The sequence below is a fragment of the Citrobacter sp. CK206 genome (genome assembly GCF_030333125.1).
In the GTDB taxonomy this organism is placed as follows: domain Bacteria; phylum Pseudomonadota; class Gammaproteobacteria; order Enterobacterales; family Enterobacteriaceae; genus Citrobacter_B; species Citrobacter_B koseri.
Genome location: NZ_JAOWGM010000025.1, coordinates 46,069 through 65,604, shown reverse-complemented (window position 1 = coordinate 65,604; position 19,536 = coordinate 46,069). Strand labels below are relative to the sequence as shown.

The window sequence follows — 19,536 nt, the reverse complement described above, 5'->3', positions numbered from 1 at the left end:
CGCCATTGCCTGATGGCGACGCTGATGCATCTTATCAGGCCTACATGGTGTTCTTAATTCCTGCGCTCAAACGCCAGCGCTTTACGCTCGATGAGGCGCATCAGCAAGGTTAGCAAACCGTTGACGATCAGATAAATCACGCCAGCTGCGCCAAACACCATCACATCGTAGGTACGACCGTACAGCAGCTGGCCGTGGCCCATCACTTCCATCAGCGTAATGGTGTACGCCAGGGAGGTGCTTTTGAAGACCAGCACCACCTCATTGGAGTAAGAGGAGAGGGCGCGTTTAAACGCGTACGGCAGCAGGATCGCCAGGGTATCTTTTTTGCTCATCCCCAGCGCGCCGCAGGACTGCCACTGGCCTTCCGGGATCGCACGGATCGCGCCATAGAACAGCTGCGTGGTATAGGCCGCGCTGTTGAGCGACAGGGCAAGTAAGGCGCATAGCCACGGCTCGGACAGCAGATGCCAGAGTACCGGGTAATCCTGTAACGACGGGAATTGCCCCGGGCCGTAGTAGATCAGGAAGATTTGCACCAGCAGCGGCGTACCGGTAAACAGCGTAATGTAGCCGCGAACCAGCCATACCAGCACCGGCGTTTTCAGCGTCAGAATGATGGTGAAAATCAGCGCCAGGATCAGCGCGACGATGATAGACGCAACCGTCAGCGTCAGGCTGGTGTGCAGCCCTTTCATCAGTTCAGGTAAATACTCAAACATCAGCCTGGTCTCCGCTCAAAACGTGTCGCGCGCAGGTCAATGCGTTTGAGAATGTACTGACTCACCAGCGTAATCACCAGATAGATAGCCGCAGCCACAATGTACCAGGTGAACGGCTCCTGAGTGCGCGTGGCGATGCTTTTTGTTTGCAGCATCAGATCGTTCACGCTGATAAGGCTGACCAGCGCGGTATCTTTCAGCAATACCAGCCACTGGTTGCCCAGCCCTGGCAGCGCATGACGCCACATTTGCGGCATCACCAGGCGGAAGAAAATCGCGGTTTTTGATAAGCCTAACGCCTGACCGGATTCCCACTGTCCAGACGGAACCGCTTTCAGCGCGCCGCGCAGCGTTTGCGACGCGTATGCCGCATACAGCAACGACAGCGCGATGACGCCGCACAGGAACGGGCTGACGTCGAAGTCTTCAATCTGCATCTGCAACGGGATTTGCACAAACCCCAGGTTGATGGTGAAGCCATCAGACAGCATCAGCAGAAGCTGAGAGGAACCGAAATAGATAAACAGCACCACCAGAATTTCCGGCAGGCCGCGCAGAATCGTGACCACTGCGGAACCTGTCCAGGCTATCGGGCGCCATTTTACGGACTCCCAGACGGCAAAAATCATAGCGAGGACGAGGCCGATGATCAGCGCACAAACGGCAAGGCCGACGGTCATCCCGGCGGCGCTTGCTAAAGGAAAAAATTCGTTCATCAAGTCTTACTTCTGGAACCATTTGTTGTAGATGGTTTCGTACGTGCCATCTTGCTTCACTTTTTCCAGCGCAGTGTTGAATTTCTGCTGTAGTTCCGTGTTGCCCTGGCGTACCGCGATGCCGAGGCCGGTGCCGAAGTAATCTTTGTCGGTCACTTTATCGCCAACCGGCGCCAGCTTCGGATTATCTTTCAGCCATTCAGTGACCACGGCGGTGTCGCCGAACACGCCGTCAATACGACCATTTTGCAGATCCAGCTTCGCGTTCTGGTAGCTGTCATAAGGCACGGTGGTGATTTCCGGGTGCTTATCCATGATGAACTTCTGGTGGGTAGTGCCATTCTGTACGCCCACTTTTTTGCCTTTCAGCTGGTCGATGCTGGTGTATTTACCCTGCTGACCGATGAATAGCGCGGAGTTGTCATAGTAAGGCGTGGTGAACAGAACCTGCTTTTCACGCTCAGGCGTGATGTCCATACCGGCCATTACCGCGTCGAAACGACGGAACTTCAGGCTTGGGATCAGGCTGTCAAACGCCTGGTTGGTAAAGGTGCAGGTCGCGTCAATCTCTTTACACAGCGCATTGGCCAGATCGACGTCAAAGCCGACGATTTTATTACTGGCATCCATAGATTCGAACGGAGGGTAGGATGCTTCCGTGGCGAAACGGATGGTTTGAGCTGCTGTAGCGGAAAGGCTAAAGCCTGCAATTAGCGCGGCAATCAGAACTTTTTTCATTGTCATTGTCCCGAATCTTAGTGAGATAAATAGTTTTTGAATGCATCGGTCTGCGGGTTCGCAAAGCAGCTCGCATCCCCTTGCTCGACGATGTGACCGTTTTCCATATAGATCACCCGGCTGGCGGTTTTACGCGCCACTTCTACTTCGTGAGTGACGATCACCTGGGTAATTTTGGTTTCCGCCAGTTCACGAATAATACTGACGATTTGCGCGGTGATTTCCGGGTCCAGCGCGGCGGTTGGCTCGTCAAACAGCAGCACCTGCGGCTCCATCATTAACGCACGGGCGATAGCCACACGCTGTTGCTGACCACCGGAAAGATGCAGAGGATAGCGATCGCTGTAAGGTTTCAGACGTAGACGTTCCAGCAGTTTCTCGGCACGCGCCAGCGCCTGGTCTTTTGACAGACCCAGCACGCGGCAGGGCGCTTCAATCAGGTTTTGTTGTACCGTGAGATGCGGCCAGAGATTGTATTGCTGAAAAACCATGCCTACGTTCTGGCGCAATTCACGAATCGCCTTATCGGAAGGCGTTTTCGTGAAGTCGAAATGATTTCCTGCGATAGTGAGCGTGCCGGAGCGCGGCATCTCAAGCAGATTGAGTACACGCAGCAGCGAGCTTTTACCCGCTCCGCTTGGGCCAAGTAACACCAGCGTTTCGCCCTGAGGGCAATCCAGCGTGATATCGAACAGCGCCTGATGCGCGCCGTAGAAGCAATTAATGCCGTTTAATTGAATACTCATTGATTCTCGTATGCTGGCAGTCTGATAACTGTACACGTCATCCTTCATGCTGCCTCTTTGTTGGCTGCTGAGTGACTCGTCTCACCCTGAGACTCGCCCTTACGGACCGTTGCTCGCGACGTTCAAATCTGTTCCTGACAGATTTGTCACTCCAGTCACTTGCCGCCTCGACGCATCATGAATGATTTTGTGTATGTTGAGGCCGCAGATAGTACCTTTGACAGAATAGTTATGCAATATTTATGCGTTAAAAGTTAAATGCAAACCGCATTCTTCAATAAACATAGCACAAAATAGCGGGGGAGGTAGGCGGCAAGAATAATTGTCGGCATTCTATGCAGAATGCCAGACAATTTGTGGGGCTTATGATTTATCGACGTTTTGTCGGGTGATCAGCGGTTTTCGACGGACTGGCGCAGCGTACCGGCTGGCGCGTGGACGCTGCCGCCAAGATAACGTACATCATCAATAACCCAGCACTGACCCTCATGGATCATCAGCACTTCGTCGCGCCAGGTCTGGTCGCCTTGCTTCAGCTCCACGCGCAGCGGGATGTTGCGGGCGTCGCGATTAGGAATGGTGGACGCGCTGGCTACGCTGGCGCTATCCGGGAAGGTGGCGCGGCTGGAGAACGGGTCGCTGCTCATCAACTGGCGGTGTTCGCTGTCACGGCTGGCGTCAGAGAGCAGTTTTGCCAGGTTGTCGCTTAAGTAAGGGCGAAGGGCGGTAATGTCGTTAGTACGGTTTTGAATGCGGTAGTCATAAAATTGTTGAGCCACGCTGTCCGGCCCGCCTTCTATGCACGACCCGCTGCGCGGGCCATTGTCTTTATAAGCAGGAGTGACGGTTGTGCAGGCACTGAGCAGCAGTGCGCAAGGGACGAGCAGAGAGAGTTTGCTGTAGCGCATAGTGATTTCCTTATAAGCGATCTGCCAAAAAGCGATCTACGATAATCAATTATATCTTTTCAATGATAGCGTATCGGTCTGATAATGCGTTTGAGATCGAGTGCTTAGGTAAACAAGGAGATCGGCTATGCAGTTTTCGACAACCCCGACGCTGGAAGGGCAGAACATCGTGGAATATTGCGGTGTGGTAACGGGTGAAGCCATTTTGGGCGCCAATATTTTCCGTGACTTCTTCGCGGGTATTCGCGATATCGTCGGCGGACGTTCGGGTTCCTATGAAAAAGAGTTGCGTAAAGCGCGTGAAATCGCTTTTCAGGAACTGGGCGAACAGGCGAAAGCGCTGGGTGCGGATGCGGTTGTGGGCATCGACATTGACTATGAGACCGTAGGCAAAGACAGCAGTATGCTGATGGTGAGCGTCAGCGGGACGGCGGTAAAAACGCGCCGATGAGACGCCTGCTCTGGCTGGTCGCGTTCGCGCTTCTGTTAACCGGGTGCGCGGGCGAGAAAGGGATTATTGATAAAGACGGGTATCAGCTGGATACCCGTCATCAGGCACAGGCGGCGTACCCGCGCATCAAAATCCTGGTCATCCACTACACGGCGGATGACTTTGATACCTCTCTGGCGACGTTAACGGATAAAAACGTCAGCTCGCACTATTTAATTCCTGCTGTACCGCCGCTTCACCGTGGCAAGCCGCGTATCTGGCAACTGGTGCCAGAGCACGATCTGGCGTGGCACGCGGGCATCAGCTTCTGGCGCGGCGCAACGCGCATCAACGACACGTCCGTTGGTATCGAACTGGAAAATCGCGGCTGGCAAAAGTCGGCGGGAATGAAATACTTCGCTCCGTTTGAACCTGCGCAAATTCAGGCCCTGATCCCACTGGCGAAAGAGATCATTGCCCGCTACGACATTAAGCCGCAAAACGTGGTGGCGCATGCGGATATTGCCCCGCAGCGTAAAGACGATCCCGGCCCTCTGTTCCCCTGGCGCGATCTGGCGGCGCAGGGTATTGGCGCCTGGCCTGATGAACAGCGCGTGGCGTTTTATCTGGCGGGACGCGCGCCCAATACGCCAGTCGATCCCGCATCATTGCTCGACTTGCTTTCGCGTTATGGTTACGAGGTCAAACCGGAGATGACCGCGCGTGAACAGCAGCGGGTGATCATGGCGTTCCAGATGCATTTCCGCCCGGCGTTATGGAACGGGGTGGCGGATGCGCAAACGCAAGCGATTGCTAATGCGTTACTGGAAAAATATGGCCAGAATTAATGGCGCTGACGTCGTGATAAAAGTCAGTTAACTTGTTTATTTTCATCGAAATTCATTTTGGATAAAAATCAAATTAATCTATGGTTAATTGACTTTAAATTCCCCTCATCTATGATTGATTTTATCAGGAAGATATTTCTTATACGCTAAAAGTCGTGAAACTTAGCGCGCACAATCTTTTTTTTGCTTAATTTTATTTTTAACCAGGTTGAATCAGTGAGTGACATTAAGCTGAGGTTATCACTCGTCGCTTGTCATTAAATTCAAATCAATATTCTTTGAAAGGCATAATATGTTAAGCATTTACGGTAAGAAAATTCGTCCGCATCATGAAATGGAACGTATTATTTCTTTAACGTCAGGTTATAAAGAAAAAACCTTAAAAAAATGGCAGAAAATCACCACCAGTGACTCGGAATATATTCATATTATCGTGAGTGGTGACGTTGAATTTCGCCGTACCTCCGATGAGTTATGTATGTTTACCCTGCAAGGGCAGTGTATCTTTGGGCTGTCTGCCATATTTTATGGTTCTCTGCATATGTATGGGCTTGCTCGTACCAATACCGTCGTGCGCTCAATCAAAAAAGATGAGTTTATGCGTCTGTTGACTGAACACAGTTTATGGCCAGATCTCACCAGGGTGCTGTCATGGTATATTTGTCTGCTTAGCAAACGTGATGATGTTTTGGTTGCCCGTAGCGCTTACTCTGTTATTCGTGAATTTTTAATCGAAATTAATGAGCTGATTATTCACCATAACCGTGACATCAATGTATACGACTATATTCAGGAATATACGAATTTTGCCCGCAGTACGATTATCAAAATTCTCTCTGACCTTAAAAAAGGAAACTATATCGTCATTGAGAAAAGCCGATTAATGTCGATGACGACCTTGCCAGAAAAATATTAATCACATTTCCCATCGTCTCCTCTTCAGCTAATGAAGCGGAGGCCTTTGGGGAGCGCATTAAGACGTAATGATGTTTTCTTGCGTCATCAATCATCGGGCGGTTCCGGTATTTTTCCCTGCTGATAGTCCTCTTTTTGCTCCTGTAACGCTTGCAGGAAACGCGCTTTCAACGATGGCGTCTGTTCTTCCGCGCCGGGCAATGCCCGATCCGAGAGATCGCCTTCTGGCGCTTGCCGCCAGTCGTTGTCTTGACTTACCGGCGCTTCATCCTGCAATGGGGGTAACGCCTGGGGAGCAGGGGTCGGTTTGGGTGCTGGCTGTGGGAATGGCTTCGAAATATAAACATAGTGCATCTCAGAAAGCCGGGTATCCGGGTTTTCCATTTTTGTCGGTTTCGGCTCAGGCATCGGATGATGACAGTTCCAGTAAATATGGGCATACAGTCCGGCAATAATAAACGTGCAGAGGGTCAGCAGCCACATCATGGCGCGGAACAGCACTTTTTGGGGCGCCGGAAGGCGCCAGGCAAAATAGACCGCTTCTCCCGTCGTGAAACTGCGCTGTGCAGCAAGGCAAATGGTGGACATTATTTCGTGTTCCCTTGCGTTTTATGTTCCTGCTTCTGGCTTGGTGTTTGCGCCAGTACGCCCGGAACGCTGTTGGTTGCGCGCATTAACTGCATCAGCGTCTCTTCGCCGGCGATGCCGTCGACATGCAGTCCTGCCTTACCCTGAAATTCACGGGTGCGTTTTGCCAGTTCAGCCGTCCAGCTTCGCGAGTGGGTCAGCGGTTCATTCAACGTCTGGCTTAGCGTTTGATCCAGCCATGCCAGGTCTTTATCGCCGCTGGTCGCGCTAATCTCATCTTTCCCTTGCGGCGTTAAACGATGCAAAAGCGTGTAATTTCCGGTGGCGTGTTGATTAAACCAGTGTCTGCTTACCTGCCAGGTTCGGTTATTGATCAGAAGATCGAGCGACTGTTTATCAACGTGGGCCACGACGGCGTAATTCAGGTGATTACCCGTTTTGATCTCTCCTGCCCACGGATAACCTTCCTGTTCCAGCGCCTGTAAAGACGTATTCCCCTGACGACACATCAGGTTCACTCGCGCTGCGTTCTGGCATAGCGCATCGTTCGCGGAAGCATCATAACCCCACATAAGATAGAGCTGATGCATGGCGTCCGACTGATTCACTACCTCATTTTCAATGGTGGGCATAACAGGCGCAGTCGCCTCAGGCAGCGTCTTTTTCCAGCTGGCCGGAACCGGCACTTGTTGCGGCAGGCGAGACGCGATCGCGCCGGAAAAGTACCAGCCGCAGCAGGCGAACAGGACGGAGGCAAACAGCCCTGCGGTTGCCAGGCGTTTACCGCGCGGCGTGGGCGGCAGGAGTTCACCGGCAGCCAGGCGTAAATGGCGTGGGGAAACCTGTATCGCCCGCTCGGTCCATGCGGCAAGCAGCGCCAGATGCGCCAGTTTATTGAGTCCGGTTACGTGGCCTTTGGTCAGCGCATGCATTCTGCGCACCCGCGCGGGCGTCAGTGGCGAGGTGTCGACGTTTTGTTCGTCCATCTGTGCCCCGACGTAGTCGATATATTCACGGCAGGTCAGCGAACGTAGCGCAAGGCAGGTATGAACGCGGGGCTGTAAACCAGAATGATCCAGAAGACGGGATTTCTGATCGGGAGAGCCGGTCAGAAGAATCGTGAGCGGGAAGTTCAGCTCTTGCGCCCGCGTCAGCAACATACCCAGAACATCCCAACAATTATCTTTCATGGCTTGTGCCGTGGAGAGGATCAGCAGTTTGCCTTTTTTATTACGCGAAGGCGTTTCCTCATGCCATTGGCGCAAAATGGCATCAATGGCATAAATTTTGTTTTTACCCTCTTTAACGGCAGGGTTCAGTTTATAGAGCAGCGTACTGGCGCTCAGTTTGGGGAAGGCGTTAATGGCCAGTGCAGGTGTGCCGCCGTTACGCAGTTTTTCCACAAAGGCATTGTCTAATTCAGGTTCGTCAGAAAACAGACCGATGATGCCGGGCACGTTGGTTTTTTCCTGCAACAGGGAAAAGATGTCCTGATGATAATGAACGAAAAACTCCCCCGTTCGCCGGGTGAGTTTGCCAAACGGCTGAGCGGAAAATTTAAAATGATGCTGATACATGGTGTCTCGCTGTACTTTCTGGCTTCTGGAAACGTTGCGCTAAAAATAATTGAGCGGGTTTATTCGGGCAAATGCCGGACAGGAGAAAATTACTCTGATTATTTTCGATAACACCAGTAAGTGAAATCGTCAATGTTTTTCTGCAATAAAGTTGCCGGGAAAGCGAGTGGTCGACTTTCTTGCCGCTCATTACTATTTGCCGCACCGATTGGCGCAGCCGGTGCTGCGAAATTTAGCTTTATTAAAGGCATTTAAATAATGAGGATGCAGCTTTTCTCCCGATTGATTGCTCCCTGCATGATGTTTGTTTTACTGATATTCAGCGGGCATCAAGGGTATGTCGTTTTTAAAAACTATAATAAGGTTACAAACAAGTTAAATAACAGAAAAATTAACGTGCGTAAAAATGACGAAAAAGAAAAGTCATTTGCGCTTTTTCAGCCTGCCGTCTGGCAGCGAAATACGCCAGCAGCGGTTAAATCGCCGCTCTCTGCCGAGATTGAAGGCATCGTCAGCAGCGATGAAAGATGGCTATCGTTTGCCATTATTAAAACGCCTGCGGGACAGCAAAGTTATCGCGAAGGCGAAAGCCTCGTGGGAGTGAATGACGCCTGTATTGAGGAGATCAATAACGACAATGTGGTGGTTAATTATGAAGGTACTACGCAGGTACTGGCATTAAAGAAACCTGATTATTTCAGAGGCGGTGTTGAAAGCGGCCCACTACAAAAACCGACAAACGATGCCGGTGCAGAGAGCCTGCATCTTAATGATGTCCTGGTGCTAAAACCGTTTATTGAAAAAGGTCGTCTGGAGGGGTACGAAATCAACCCGCGCAATGCTTCGTCTTTCTTTCAGAACAGTGGGCTGGAGAAGGGCGATGTGGTTGTGAAGGTGAACAGTACCGATATGACGAAAGAAGAACAGGCGAAAAGCATCATTGCTGGCTGGTCAAAAATGAAAGAAGCGGCGGTAGTCGTAAGACGTCACGCTCACCTGGAAAATATTCAGGTCAATGTTTTAAACAACTAACAAGTGAATTGCCATGAAGAAATTTCCGTGGGCGTGCGTGGCGCTGACAACTCTGGCGTTATATTCCAGTTCGCTCTTTGCGGCGAATTTTAGCGCCAGCTTTAAAAATACTGATATTCGTGAATTTATTGATACGGTTGGCCGTAATCTTAATAAAACGATTCTGGTCGATCCGTCGGTACAGGGAACCGTATCGGTTCGGACGTATAACGTTTTGACCGAAGATGAATACTATCAGTTTTTCCTCAGCGTGCTGGATTTGTACGGACTTTCCGTGATTCCGATGGATAACGGCATGGTGAAAGTGGTTCGTTCATCCGTTGCGAGAACCGCGGGAACGCCGATTGCCGACAGCAAAAATCCCGGTAAAGGGGATGAAATTATTACCCGCGTCGTGCGGATGGAAAATGTACCGGTACGCGAACTGGCGCCGCTGTTGCGCCAGCTGAACGATGCGACCGGTATCGGCAACGTGGTGCACTTTGAGCCGTCAAACGTCCTGCTGCTCACCGGTAAAGCCTCGGTGGTGAACCGCCTGGTCGATCTGGTTCAGCGCGTCGATCGTTCCGGCGTACAGCGGCGCGAAATCGTTCCGCTACACTACGCCTCCGCGAAAGAACTTTCGGATATGTTGAATAACCTCAACAACGAAGAGCAAAAAGGGCAGAACGCACCGCAACTGGCGACCAAAGTGGTGGCGGATGAGGAGACGAATAGCCTGGTCATTAGCGGCAGTGAAGAAGCGCGGGCGCGTACCCGCACGCTGATAGCGCAGCTTGATCGCGAGCAGAATAACGAGGGGAATACCCGTGTCTTCTACCTGAAATATGCTAATGCCGCCAAAGTGGTGCCGGTGTTAACGGGCATTGGAGAGCAGATGAAGGACAAGCCGGGCGCGGCGAAAAGTAAATCGCCGGTTGCCGCGACCGATCTGAATATTACTGCCGACGAGTCGACAAACTCACTGGTGATCACCGCGCAGCCGAACGTGATGAACTCGCTTGAGAAGGTGATCGACAAGCTGGACATTCGCCGTCCCCAGGTACTGGTGGAAGCCATTATCGCTGAAGTGCAGGATGGCGCCGGAACCGATCTCGGCGTGCAGTGGACGAGTAAACACGGCGGCGTACAGTTTGGCGCAACCGGTCTGCCGATCGGCCAGGTTAAGAACGGGACGATAAAAGGCGTGAATTTTACCGGTATGGCGACAGGTTTCTTTAACGGCGATTTCGGCGCGCTGATGACGGCGCTGTCGACCAACGGCAAAAACGACATTCTCTCCACGCCGAGCGTGGTGACGCTGGATAACAAAGAAGCGTCGTTTAACGTTGGTCAGGATGTGCCGGTGCTTTCTGGTTCGCAGACGACGACGGGCGACAACGTCTTTAACACCGTTGAGCGTAAGACGGTGGGGACGAAGTTGAAGATCCTGCCGCAGATTAATGATGGCGACATGATCCACATGAAGATCGAGCAGGAAGTTTCCAGCGTGGACGCCAGTTCGACGGAGGATTCGTCTTTAGGCCCCACCTTTAACACCCGCACGATCAATAACGAAGTGATGGTTCACAGCGGGCAGACGGTAGTGCTGGGAGGGCTTATCGAAAATGTCACCAAACAGAATGTGTCGAAAGTGCCGTTGCTTGGCGATATTCCTCTGGTGGGGCAACTGTTCCGCTACACCTCGCAGGATACCACCAAACGAAACCTGATGGTCTTTATCCATACCACCGTTCTGCGCGATGACGATAACTACAGCGCCGCGTCGAAAGAGAAATACGACCAGGTGCGCGCGCGCCAGCAGCAGCGTATGGAGGAGAAGAAAATGGGCATCCTGGAGCCGGGCGATAACGCCATTCTGCCCGCGTTCCCGTCGCCCGTAAAAACCAGCACTGCTGCGCCAGCCACGGCGTCGCGCAATCCGTTTAAAGAGTAAGCCGGGGTGTCGCGTGGATGAATTAAGCAAAAATTTGTGCAGCAGCAGCTTCGCAAAAGACAACGGTATGCTGCTTTATCACAACGACGTATATATCCGTGAGGATGCGCCCGCGTTTGCCCTGCTGGAGATGCGTCGCGTGCTGGGGCGTGCCTTTACGCCGGTAACATTAACGCCAGAAGCGTTTGAAGAGATGCTGGCTAAAATCTGGCAGCAGAATAGCGGTGTTTCGCAGCAGCTGGTTGATGATATGGATGCCAATATCGATCTGATGGCGTTAACCGAGGAGATCCCCGATAACGAGGATTTGCTGGATAACGATGAAAACTCGCCGGTTATCCGTCTGATTAACGCCATTCTTGGCGAGGCGGTGAAGGATGGCGCGTCGGATATCCATATCGAAACCTTTGAGCGCACGCTGAGTATCCGTTTTCGCGTTGACGGCGTGCTGCGTCCTGTATTGCAGCCCGCGCGTAAGCTGGCGCCGCTGCTGGTATCGAGGATTAAGGTGATGTCCAAACTGGATATCGCCGAAAAACGCCTGCCGCAGGACGGTCGCATCTCCCTGCGCATTGGGCGTAAAGCAGTGGATGTGCGTGTCTCAACCATCCCGTCGCAGTATGGCGAGCGGGTGGTCATGCGTCTGCTGGATAAAAGCAACCTGAAGCCGGATATCAATAAACTGGGGCTGATCGACGAAGAACTGGAACAGCTCAAGGGACTGATTGGCCGCCCGCACGGGATTATCCTGGTGACCGGGCCGACCGGGTCCGGTAAGAGCACGACGCTTTACGCCATCCTCTCGGCGCTAAACGGCCATGAACGCAATATTCTTACCGTTGAAGATCCGATCGAATATGAACTGGAAGGCGTGGGGCAGACGCAGGTTAACCCGCGAGTGGATATGACGTTTGCCCGAGGCCTGCGCGCGATCCTCCGTCAGGACCCGGATGTGGTGATGATCGGTGAAATTCGTGACGGCGAAACCGCGCAGATTGCGGTTCAGGCGTCGCTTACCGGCCATCTGGTCATGTCTACGCTGCATACCAACAGCGCGGCGGGAGCGATTACCCGGTTGCGCGATATGGGGCTGGAGTCGTTTTTAATTGGTTCATCGCTGCTTGGCGTCATTGCCCAGCGTCTGGTTCGTCGGCTGTGCCCTCACTGCCGTGCCGTCAGTCCGCTGGATGATAATGAAAAACCGCTGTTCAGCTTTATGGAGAGCCCCCCCGACGTGATTTATCGCGCCGTGGGGTGTGAACAGTGCCGCCAGAGCGGTTACCAGGGACGCGCCGGTATTCATGAGTTTCTGCTGGTGGACAGCGCGATGCGCCGCGCTATTCATGAAGATAAAGACGAAATGTCGATTGAAACTCAGCTGTTTAAGCAGGCCTACAGCCTGCGGGAAAATGGTTTGTTGAAGGTGATCTCCGGCGTCACCTCGCTGGAGGAAGTGATGCGTGTTACCGCCGAGCGCGGAGGTGACGAATAATGGCCTGGTTCGCATGGACGGCTACGGATGCCGCCGGGAAAACCCGGCGCGGCGCCTTGCAGGCTGAAGGCCCAAAGCAGGTGCGCCAGACGCTGCGCGAACAGAAGCTGATGCCGATCAGCATTACGCTCACCCGCGAGCGCGCCGCCGGAAAGGGGGCTCAGAAAGGCGCAAAACTTTCGACACCGGTGCTCTCAATGTTTACCCGCCAGCTGTCGACGTTGGTTAATGCCGCACTGCCGCTGGAGAGTGCGCTGAAGGCGATTTCTAAGCAGACGGAAGACAAAAAGCTGGCGGTGATGGTCGGTGAGATCCGCGATAAAGTGGTGGAAGGGCACACGCTTTTCGACGCTTTCAGCCAGTTTCCGCGTACTTTCGACAAGCTCTATTGCACGCTGGTGATGGCAGGGGAAAAGACCGGGCATCTCGGCGGCGTGCTGGAAAAGCTGGCTGAATACAACGAACAGCGACAGAAAATGAAAAGCAAGCTGTCGCAGGCGATGGTCTATCCCATCACCCTGACGGTGGTGGCGATTGCGGTTATCTCCATTCTGCTGGTGGCGGTGGTGCCGCAGGTCATCGAACAGTTTGTGCATATGAAGCAGCAGTTGCCCGTCACCACCCGTACCCTGATTGCGGTCAGCGATTTTTTGCAGGCTTACGGAATGGTTATCGGCGGCGGCCTTGTCGGATCGTTTATCGCTTTTAACGCCTGGCTTAAAAAAGAGCGTCATCGTTTTGCATATCACCGCTGGCTGGTGAACCGTTCGCCGCTGAAAAAACTGGTCTGTGCAATAAACAGTGCCCGTTACATCCGCACCCTGAGCATTTTACAAGCCAGTAGCGTGCCGTTGCTGGAAGGTATGTATATCGCGATGGACGGTATTGAGAATCTGTATGCGCGTCAGGTACTGGAACAGGCGGCGGATACCGTGCGTCAGGGCGCGTCATTATATAACGCACTGGAGCAGGCCAGATTATTTCCGCCAACCATGCTTTATATGATTGCTTCTGGCGAAGAGAGCGGCGAACTCGGTTCATTAATGGATCGCGCCGCCGAAAACCAGGAGTCGGCATTACAACATCGCATTACATTAACGCTGTCGGTATTTGAACCGGCGCTGGTGGTGACGATGGCGACGGTGGTTTTATTTATCGTACTGTCAATATTACAACCGCTTCTTCAGCTCAATAATATGGTGGGTTAATTATGTCTGTGAAAAAAAATAGCCTGAAAGGTCAGGCCGGGTTTACTTTGCTCGAATTAATGGTGGTCATCGTTATTCTTGGTGTTCTGGCCAGCATGGTGGTGCCGAATCTGATGGGGAATAAAGAGAAAGCGGATGCGCAAAAAGCGACCAGCGATATTGTCGCACTGGAAGGCTCGCTGGATATGTATAAGCTCGATAACCATCGCTACCCAACCACCGAACAGGGGTTGCAGGCGTTGGTGACGAAGCCGGAGATCGCGCCGATTCCCAACGGCTATCGTGCTGACGGTTATATTCGCCGTCTGCCGCAGGACCCGTGGGGAAATGATTACATTCTGGTTAGCCCTGGCGAACATGGCGCGGTAGATGTTTTCTCCTCCGGCCCGGATGGTGAAGCGAATACCGCCGATGATATAACGAACTGGTCTTTAGATAAAAAAGATAAGTAATGAATAAGCAACGTGGATTTACATTGCTGGAAATTATTCTGGCGCTGGTTATTTTTGCCAGCTGCGCCATGATGGTGGTTTCGACAATACCCTCACGCAGCGGCGCAGATATATTAGGCCAGCAATTACAATCCCTCGTTGAATATGGTTCTGATCGGGCAGTGATGGACGGAAATATAGTCGGGCTGGTGATGACGCCAACGGAATATCAGCTGGTGAAGTGGGCCGGGGAAAACGGCGGGCGTCATTGGGCGCCGCTGACAGCCGGGCGTATTTTCACCCACGGACAGTTTCCTGAAGAGATGCACGTTTCGCTCGCTCCCCAGCGTCTGGCGGCCACGCCTGATGCCGATCCGCAGGTGCTCTTTTTACCGGATGGGGAAATTAGCCGATTCACGCTGACGTTGCAGAGCTATGACAAACAGCACCATTTCCGCGTGGTGTCGCAGGGCGCTTCACCCGTTTTGGTAGAGAACAATGACTAAACCGGAAGCGAAAGAACAGGGTATGACGCTGTTGGAAGTCATGGTGGCGCTGGTGATCTTTTCTACCGCAGCGCTGGCGTTGATGAATTCCGTCTCGCTGAATGTGCGTTTTACGCACGGTCTTGCCGATACGCTACAGGCCAGTTGGGTTGCGGAAAACCAGCTCGCGCAAGCGCAGCTTGCAAAAAGCGTTTTTCCCGACGTCGCTGAAGAAGGCAGTGAAACGATGGGTGGACGCAACTGGAACTGGCGCAAACAGCGGGTGAAAACCGATGACAAGGCGTTTGCCGATGAAGTCCAGGTGTATGCCGAAGGCGAAGAGGGCCAGCCGGTCATCACGCTGCGGGTTGTCCCGCCGAAGGAGCGCAAATGAATACGCCACTCCGTCGCCAGCAAGGTTTTACGCTGCTGGAGATCATGATTGCGCTGACGATTTTTGCCGTGATCAGCACCCTTGCCTGGCAAATCCTTGACGGCGCGATGCGCACCACCACGGCAACGGATGCTGCTGCGACGACGCTTAATCAGCTTCAGCGAGCCTGTAACCTGCTGGAGCGCGATTTCTCTCAGCTCCAGCCGCGCGCGCCGCGCAATGAAACGGATGTGTTTCGTCTGGATCAACATGCCGTCGAGCTGACGACGGTAAGCGGCGTCAGTGGGCAAATTCAACTGGAACGCGTGCGCTGGCGGCTGGAGGCGCATCGCCTGTGGCGTGATGTCTGGCCTGACATTGATAGTCCAACTGACGTGAGTCCAGAAGAAGTCCCGATTTTAAGCAACGTTAAAGCGATGAAGTGGCGATTCTGGCGACAGGGCTGGCAGACGACATGGGTTGAAACCGCCCATCAGCCGGAAGGCGCCGAACTGACGCTGACGATGGAAAACGGGGATACCTGGCGCTGGGTGTTTATGACGCCGGGAGACATGCCGGAAATCCAGGGAGCAAAGAAAGACGAAAGCGCTGAGGCTGCACAACCCACGCCTGCTGACGTTACGGCATCGGTTCCGCCAGCACGCGATGGAGAACAGCAATGAACACGCAATCGGCGCAAAAACAGCGCGGCGTCGCGCTGCTGGTGGTGTTGATTTTGCTGGTGATGATGTCAGCGCTGGCGGCAAAGATCGGTCAGCAGTTTTGCCGAAATTTGCAGAAAACCCGCTATCAGGTCAGTCAGCAGCAGCTGCGCTGGGCGATGCAAGGCCAGGCTGCGGCGATAAAAGATCGTCTGCAAACCGACGCCAGCGGTGAGAGCAATGGATTATCGCCAGAAGGCGCGTGGCACGAACCGCTGGAAACTCAGGGTGAGAACTATACCGTCGTGAGCCAGATTGAGGACGCCCAGACCTGCTTTAACGTGAACAGTCTGCTGGTCATTGACCCTGCTCTTCCTGCGGATAGCGCCGCCGCGCAGCCGACAAAGCCGGTGAAAGAGCAGATCGTTGAACAGTTGCTGATCGACAGCGGCATCAGTACGGCAGCGGCGGAAGAGGTTTATCAACAACTGGTGGATTATCTGGACGCTGACAGCACAACCGCAAAAGAGGCTCTGGAAAGCGATGCCTGGGCGGGCGTGACGCCGCAGCGCCTTCCTGCGAATCAGATGATGCGCACCATCAGCGAGATAAAACGGTTGCCGGGTTTTCCGGTGGCGGCTTATCCCCGCGCCAGCAAGGTGCTGTGCGCGCTGCCTGATACGGAGAGCAAAGTGGATGTGAATACCCTGAAGCCCGGGCAGGCGCCGCTGTTGTCTGCGCTGTCTGCGGGGACGTTAAGTGAGGATGACGCAGCACGGCTGATTGCCTCGCGCCCGGAAGAAGGGTGGGCGTCGGTTGACGCGTTCAGTAAAACGCTCGAAACAAACTATCCGCAGAGCAAAGCGATCCTCGCGCAGATGCAGGCGTTTGTTGCGGTGAACAGTCACTATTTCCGGGTCGAGAGTACCGGTAATACTGATGATTTAACGCTGCGCGTTGTCAGCCAGATTCATGTCGATCGTGACTCTGGCGAGGTGAGAACCTGGCAACGCCGTTACCGAATGATTGAATAAGAAAAGTCATAGTCTATGAAACAGGTACTTTTTATTCGTCCCGATGCAAACGTGGACGGGAAAATCGAGTGGTGCGTCTCCGGTAGCCAGCAGGTGGCAACGCTGGAAAGTCGGGATGCGCTGAGAACGCTTGCCGTAAATCCCCTGGCGACACGCGTTTGTTTGCTGTTGCCCGCCAGTGAGATGGTGTTCCGTCATTTTACCCTGCCCAAAAAAGGGTTATCGACGGCCTCCACACCGTTTTCATGGCTGGCGGAAGAGACGCTGATCGGCGATGTGGACTCGCTGCACTGGACGGTATTGCGGAAAAAAGGGCGGGAAGTGGATGCCGTGGCCATTGACGCCACCTGCTTTGAGCGCTGGCTTGCGCTGTGCGAAGAGGCCGGACTGAAGGTGATTCAGGTATTGCCGGACGCCGTTCTGCTGCCGGTAAACGAAGGCGGCAGTACGCTGGTTTCCTGTGACGAAAGCTGGTGGCTGCGTTTTCCGCCGTTCGGCGCCTGCGAAGCGGATGCTACGCTGCTGCCGCTGTTGCTGGCGCAAGGCGGCGATGGCGAAGTGCGCTGCTACGGCGAAGCACCTGCGGGTATCGATGTCACTGAACAACTGCCGTGGCAGCATCCGCTGGTATTGATTCAGCCGCAATGGAAAGCGTGTCGCGCCAATATGCTGCATGGCGCATTTGCCGCCTGCGGCAAAGAGGTGGGGCGATTTCGTCATCTGAGGACAGCAATGGCGGTGTCTGCGCTGCTGTCGATGGGGTTGCTGATTGGCCCGCGAGTGGCAATGGCATGGATGTTGGTTCAGCAGGAAAATCAGGTACAGGCCGAGATTTCCCAGGTCGCTCAACACTATTTCCCGAGTCTGCGGCAGAAAACCAATATCAAATACCATTTTGGTCAGAATATTAAAAAACAGAGCAAAGGTATTTTTCTGCAACTTGAGGCGCTGGGACAGGTTAAACAGTCTGTGCCTGCTATTGAGATAAATGAAGTGGAATATGACAACGCGCAGAATGTGTTGACGCTGAACGCGGCCTCGCCGAACGCGCAGGCGTTACAGGATTTCGTTACGCAGGCCACTCCCCATTTTGACTTTGCGTTACAACCGGTTTCGAACCAGTCACCCTATACGGCGATCGTGACGGGGAAATATAAATGAAAGAGCGAATTGCACAATTAAAAGCGCGCTATCAAAACTACAGCGATCGCGAGCGTGGTCTTATTACGCTATGTGCGGCGGCGATGTGCTGCGCGGTAATTTATTACGGCGGCATTATTCCGCTGGATCATATGATTCAAAACAGCCAGTCCACGTTAATGCGGCAAAAAGAGACGCTGCGCTGGATGCGGGACGAAATCGATAAAAATCATTTACAGGCGAAAGTCTTAAAAACGAACAACCCGCGAACGGTTATTGAAGAGAGCGCGAAAGAGATCCATCTCGCGTTGTCTGATATTCGTCAGGATGAACGCTCACTCTCTTTTGTTGTTGAACAGGTCAATATTTATGAACTGAAAAACTGGCTACGTGAAGTGAATGTCACGTCCGGCGTTCAGTTGCAAAAAATGGATTTGCGGCCGGTCGATCGTCAAAGCGACGTGAAAGCCAATATTACGCTGAGCTGGAATAAAAACGCATGAATACGATCATGTTGTTTCGGGAAAGCTGGCCGATTGGGTTTTGCATAATGAGCGCCTGCCTGGGCGGGATCCTCGGCAGTTTTCTTGGCGTAGTCAGCGAGCGCGTTCCCGCAATGGTGATGGAAAAGGAAGGGGCGGGGAATTTACTTTTTCCTGCCTCGCACTGCGCGGACTGCGGGCATCAACTGGCCTGGTGGGAAAATATTCCGTTACTGAGCTGGTGCTGCCTGCGCGGTCGTTGCCGCCATTGCCAGTCTGTGATTCCCCTGCGCTTGCTGTTGGTGGAGTTAGCCAGTGCGCTTTTTTTTGCGGCAACGGCGGCGGCGCTCCCTTCCTTTGTCACGCTGATCGCGCTGTGGGTTTTATGGTGCGGTTTGCTGCCGCTCACGATGATTGATGCGAAATATATGCTGTTGCCGGATTGTCTCACGCAGCCGCTGCTGTGGGCTGGGCTGCTGCTGCATTGCGTTTTCCACACGATGCCGTTGGCGAGCGCGTTATATGGCGCCGTTGCGGGGTATCTCATTCTGTGGCTGGTGTACTGGAGTTTTCACCTGCTGACGGGGCGGGAAGGGCTTGGACAGGGCGATTTTAAGCTACTGGCGGCGCTGGGGGCGTGGTGCGGCTGGCAGGCGTTACCGTTATTAATTCTGGTTGCGGCATTAAGCGGTATTGTGCTGTATGGCCTTTTTTACTCTGGCGTAAATAAAGCGGGGCAAATTCCTTTTGGTCCCTGTCTGGCCTTTTCGGGAATGGCGATGTTTATCTTCCAGACATTGCAATTCACATTCTGACGCGGTTGGTCAAGTGTTTTTTTAAATTCTTTCGCCGAGGGAATAAAGGGAACTTATTTATTTTCCAGATTATCATTGTCGCATAAGTCAATAGAATTAATGCTTATGCCATTTTAGGGAGGAGCGCAAAGCGAAATAGATTATTTCATTTTTATAATGGGTTGGTTTCCGTTGTCTTAAATACATTACTGTTTGCAATTCGTCCATGCTCTAAGGAATGCATGGCTGTTAAATATTCACGAATAAAATTATCAGGAA

The 19,536-nt window shown here is 53.0% G+C and carries 22 protein-coding genes; 15 read left to right on the top strand and 7 right to left on the bottom strand.

Annotated elements, in window-relative coordinates:
- Positions 1-53: 53 nt before the first annotated feature.
- From artM to OGX81_RS09865, 5 genes are all read right to left on the bottom strand, one after another.
- Complete coding sequence (artM, locus tag OGX81_RS09885) at positions 54-722, bottom strand: arginine ABC transporter permease ArtM (RefSeq protein WP_012133092.1); 669 nt, start codon at positions 720-722, stop codon at positions 54-56.
- A complete protein-coding gene (artQ, locus tag OGX81_RS09880) occupies positions 722-1,438 on the bottom strand; it encodes an arginine ABC transporter permease ArtQ (protein ID WP_012133091.1) in 717 nt (238 codons plus the stop codon). The genes artM and artQ overlap by 1 nt, the downstream gene beginning before the upstream one ends.
- A 6-nt stretch (positions 1,439-1,444) precedes the next feature.
- Positions 1,445-2,176 carry an arginine ABC transporter substrate-binding protein ArtI gene (artI, locus tag OGX81_RS09875; protein ID WP_024130494.1) on the bottom strand — a complete coding sequence of 244 codons (732 nt, stop codon included), beginning with the start codon at positions 2,174-2,176 and terminating at the stop codon, positions 1,445-1,447.
- A gap of 17 nt (positions 2,177-2,193) precedes the next feature.
- Positions 2,194-2,922 (bottom strand): arginine ABC transporter ATP-binding protein ArtP, encoded by a 729-nt coding sequence (gene artP, locus OGX81_RS09870; protein ID WP_024130493.1) that lies wholly within the window; start codon positions 2,920-2,922, stop codon positions 2,194-2,196.
- Positions 2,923-3,314: 392 nt separating this feature from the next.
- Positions 3,315-3,830 carry a lipoprotein gene (locus tag OGX81_RS09865; RefSeq protein ID WP_104868864.1) on the bottom strand — a complete coding sequence of 172 codons (516 nt, stop codon included), beginning with the start codon at positions 3,828-3,830 and terminating at the stop codon, positions 3,315-3,317.
- Between the two features lie 127 nt (positions 3,831-3,957).
- Here OGX81_RS09865 and OGX81_RS09860 point away from each other — a divergent pair, with 127 nt between their 5' ends.
- From OGX81_RS09860 to OGX81_RS09850, 3 genes are all read left to right on the top strand, one after another.
- Positions 3,958-4,281 (top strand): heavy metal-binding domain-containing protein, encoded by a 324-nt coding sequence (locus OGX81_RS09860; protein ID WP_012133087.1) that lies wholly within the window; start codon positions 3,958-3,960, stop codon positions 4,279-4,281.
- A complete protein-coding gene (locus OGX81_RS09855) occupies positions 4,278-5,108 on the top strand; it encodes an N-acetylmuramoyl-L-alanine amidase (RefSeq protein WP_047457875.1) in 831 nt (276 codons plus the stop codon). Before OGX81_RS09860 ends, OGX81_RS09855 begins: the two co-directional genes overlap by 4 nt.
- A 292-nt stretch (positions 5,109-5,400) precedes the next feature.
- Complete coding sequence (locus tag OGX81_RS09850; RefSeq protein WP_012133085.1) at positions 5,401-6,024, top strand: helix-turn-helix domain-containing protein; 624 nt, start codon at positions 5,401-5,403, stop codon at positions 6,022-6,024.
- 86 nt (positions 6,025-6,110) lie between these two features.
- Here the strand turns inward: OGX81_RS09850 and OGX81_RS09845 are convergent, their stop codons facing one another.
- Positions 6,111-6,611, bottom strand: coding sequence for a type II secretion system protein GspB, cryptic system variant (locus OGX81_RS09845; RefSeq protein ID WP_104868863.1), 501 nt, complete (start codon positions 6,609-6,611; stop codon positions 6,111-6,113).
- Complete coding sequence (locus OGX81_RS09840) at positions 6,611-8,188, bottom strand: ExeA family protein (RefSeq protein WP_104868862.1); 1,578 nt, start codon at positions 8,186-8,188, stop codon at positions 6,611-6,613. Before OGX81_RS09840 ends, OGX81_RS09845 begins: the two co-directional genes overlap by 1 nt.
- Positions 8,189-8,488: 300 nt before the next feature.
- Between OGX81_RS09840 and gspC the strand changes: the two genes are divergently transcribed.
- The 12 genes from gspC to OGX81_RS09780 are packed head-to-tail and all read left to right on the top strand — an operon-like array spanning position 8,489 to position 19,278.
- Entirely contained in the window at positions 8,489-9,220 is a 732-nt protein-coding gene (gspC, locus tag OGX81_RS09835; RefSeq protein ID WP_110123798.1) for a type II secretion system protein GspC, read from the top strand.
- Positions 9,221-9,233: 13 nt separating this feature from the next.
- On the top strand, positions 9,234-11,156 hold the full coding sequence (gene gspD / locus OGX81_RS09830; RefSeq protein WP_104868861.1) for a type II secretion system secretin GspD: 1,923 nt from the start codon (positions 9,234-9,236) through the stop codon (positions 11,154-11,156).
- A 13-nt stretch (positions 11,157-11,169) separates the two neighbouring features.
- Positions 11,170-12,648 carry a type II secretion system ATPase GspE gene (gspE, locus tag OGX81_RS09825; RefSeq protein ID WP_104868860.1) on the top strand — a complete coding sequence of 493 codons (1,479 nt, stop codon included), beginning with the start codon at positions 11,170-11,172 and terminating at the stop codon, positions 12,646-12,648.
- On the top strand, positions 12,648-13,856 hold the full coding sequence (gene gspF, locus OGX81_RS09820; RefSeq protein ID WP_104868859.1) for a type II secretion system inner membrane protein GspF: 1,209 nt from the start codon (positions 12,648-12,650) through the stop codon (positions 13,854-13,856). The genes gspE and gspF overlap by 1 nt, the downstream gene beginning before the upstream one ends.
- Before the next feature lie 2 nt (positions 13,857-13,858).
- Positions 13,859-14,308 carry a type II secretion system major pseudopilin GspG gene (gene gspG, locus OGX81_RS09815; RefSeq protein ID WP_012133075.1) on the top strand — a complete coding sequence of 150 codons (450 nt, stop codon included), beginning with the start codon at positions 13,859-13,861 and terminating at the stop codon, positions 14,306-14,308.
- Complete coding sequence (gspH, locus tag OGX81_RS09810) at positions 14,308-14,793, top strand: type II secretion system minor pseudopilin GspH (RefSeq protein ID WP_012133074.1); 486 nt, start codon at positions 14,308-14,310, stop codon at positions 14,791-14,793. The genes gspG and gspH overlap by 1 nt, the downstream gene beginning before the upstream one ends.
- Positions 14,786-15,166: a type II secretion system minor pseudopilin GspI gene (gene gspI, locus OGX81_RS09805; RefSeq protein WP_104868858.1), complete on the top strand. Its 381-nt coding sequence runs from the start codon at positions 14,786-14,788 to the stop codon at positions 15,164-15,166. Before gspH ends, gspI begins: the two co-directional genes overlap by 8 nt.
- Positions 15,163-15,828, top strand: a complete 666-nt coding sequence (gene gspJ / locus OGX81_RS09800) for a type II secretion system minor pseudopilin GspJ (RefSeq protein WP_104868857.1) — start codon at positions 15,163-15,165, stop codon at positions 15,826-15,828. Before gspI ends, gspJ begins: the two co-directional genes overlap by 4 nt.
- On the top strand, positions 15,825-16,841 hold the full coding sequence (gene gspK / locus OGX81_RS09795; RefSeq protein WP_104868856.1) for a type II secretion system minor pseudopilin GspK: 1,017 nt from the start codon (positions 15,825-15,827) through the stop codon (positions 16,839-16,841). Before gspJ ends, gspK begins: the two co-directional genes overlap by 4 nt.
- 15 nt (positions 16,842-16,856) lie before the next feature.
- Positions 16,857-18,002: a type II secretion system protein GspL gene (gspL, locus tag OGX81_RS09790; RefSeq protein ID WP_104868855.1), complete on the top strand. Its 1,146-nt coding sequence runs from the start codon at positions 16,857-16,859 to the stop codon at positions 18,000-18,002.
- Complete coding sequence (locus OGX81_RS09785; RefSeq protein ID WP_012133069.1) at positions 17,999-18,484, top strand: type II secretion system protein M; 486 nt, start codon at positions 17,999-18,001, stop codon at positions 18,482-18,484. Before gspL ends, OGX81_RS09785 begins: the two co-directional genes overlap by 4 nt.
- A complete protein-coding gene (locus tag OGX81_RS09780) occupies positions 18,481-19,278 on the top strand; it encodes a prepilin peptidase (RefSeq protein WP_104868854.1) in 798 nt (265 codons plus the stop codon). The genes OGX81_RS09785 and OGX81_RS09780 overlap by 4 nt, the downstream gene beginning before the upstream one ends.
- Positions 19,279-19,536: the final 258 nt, after the last annotated feature.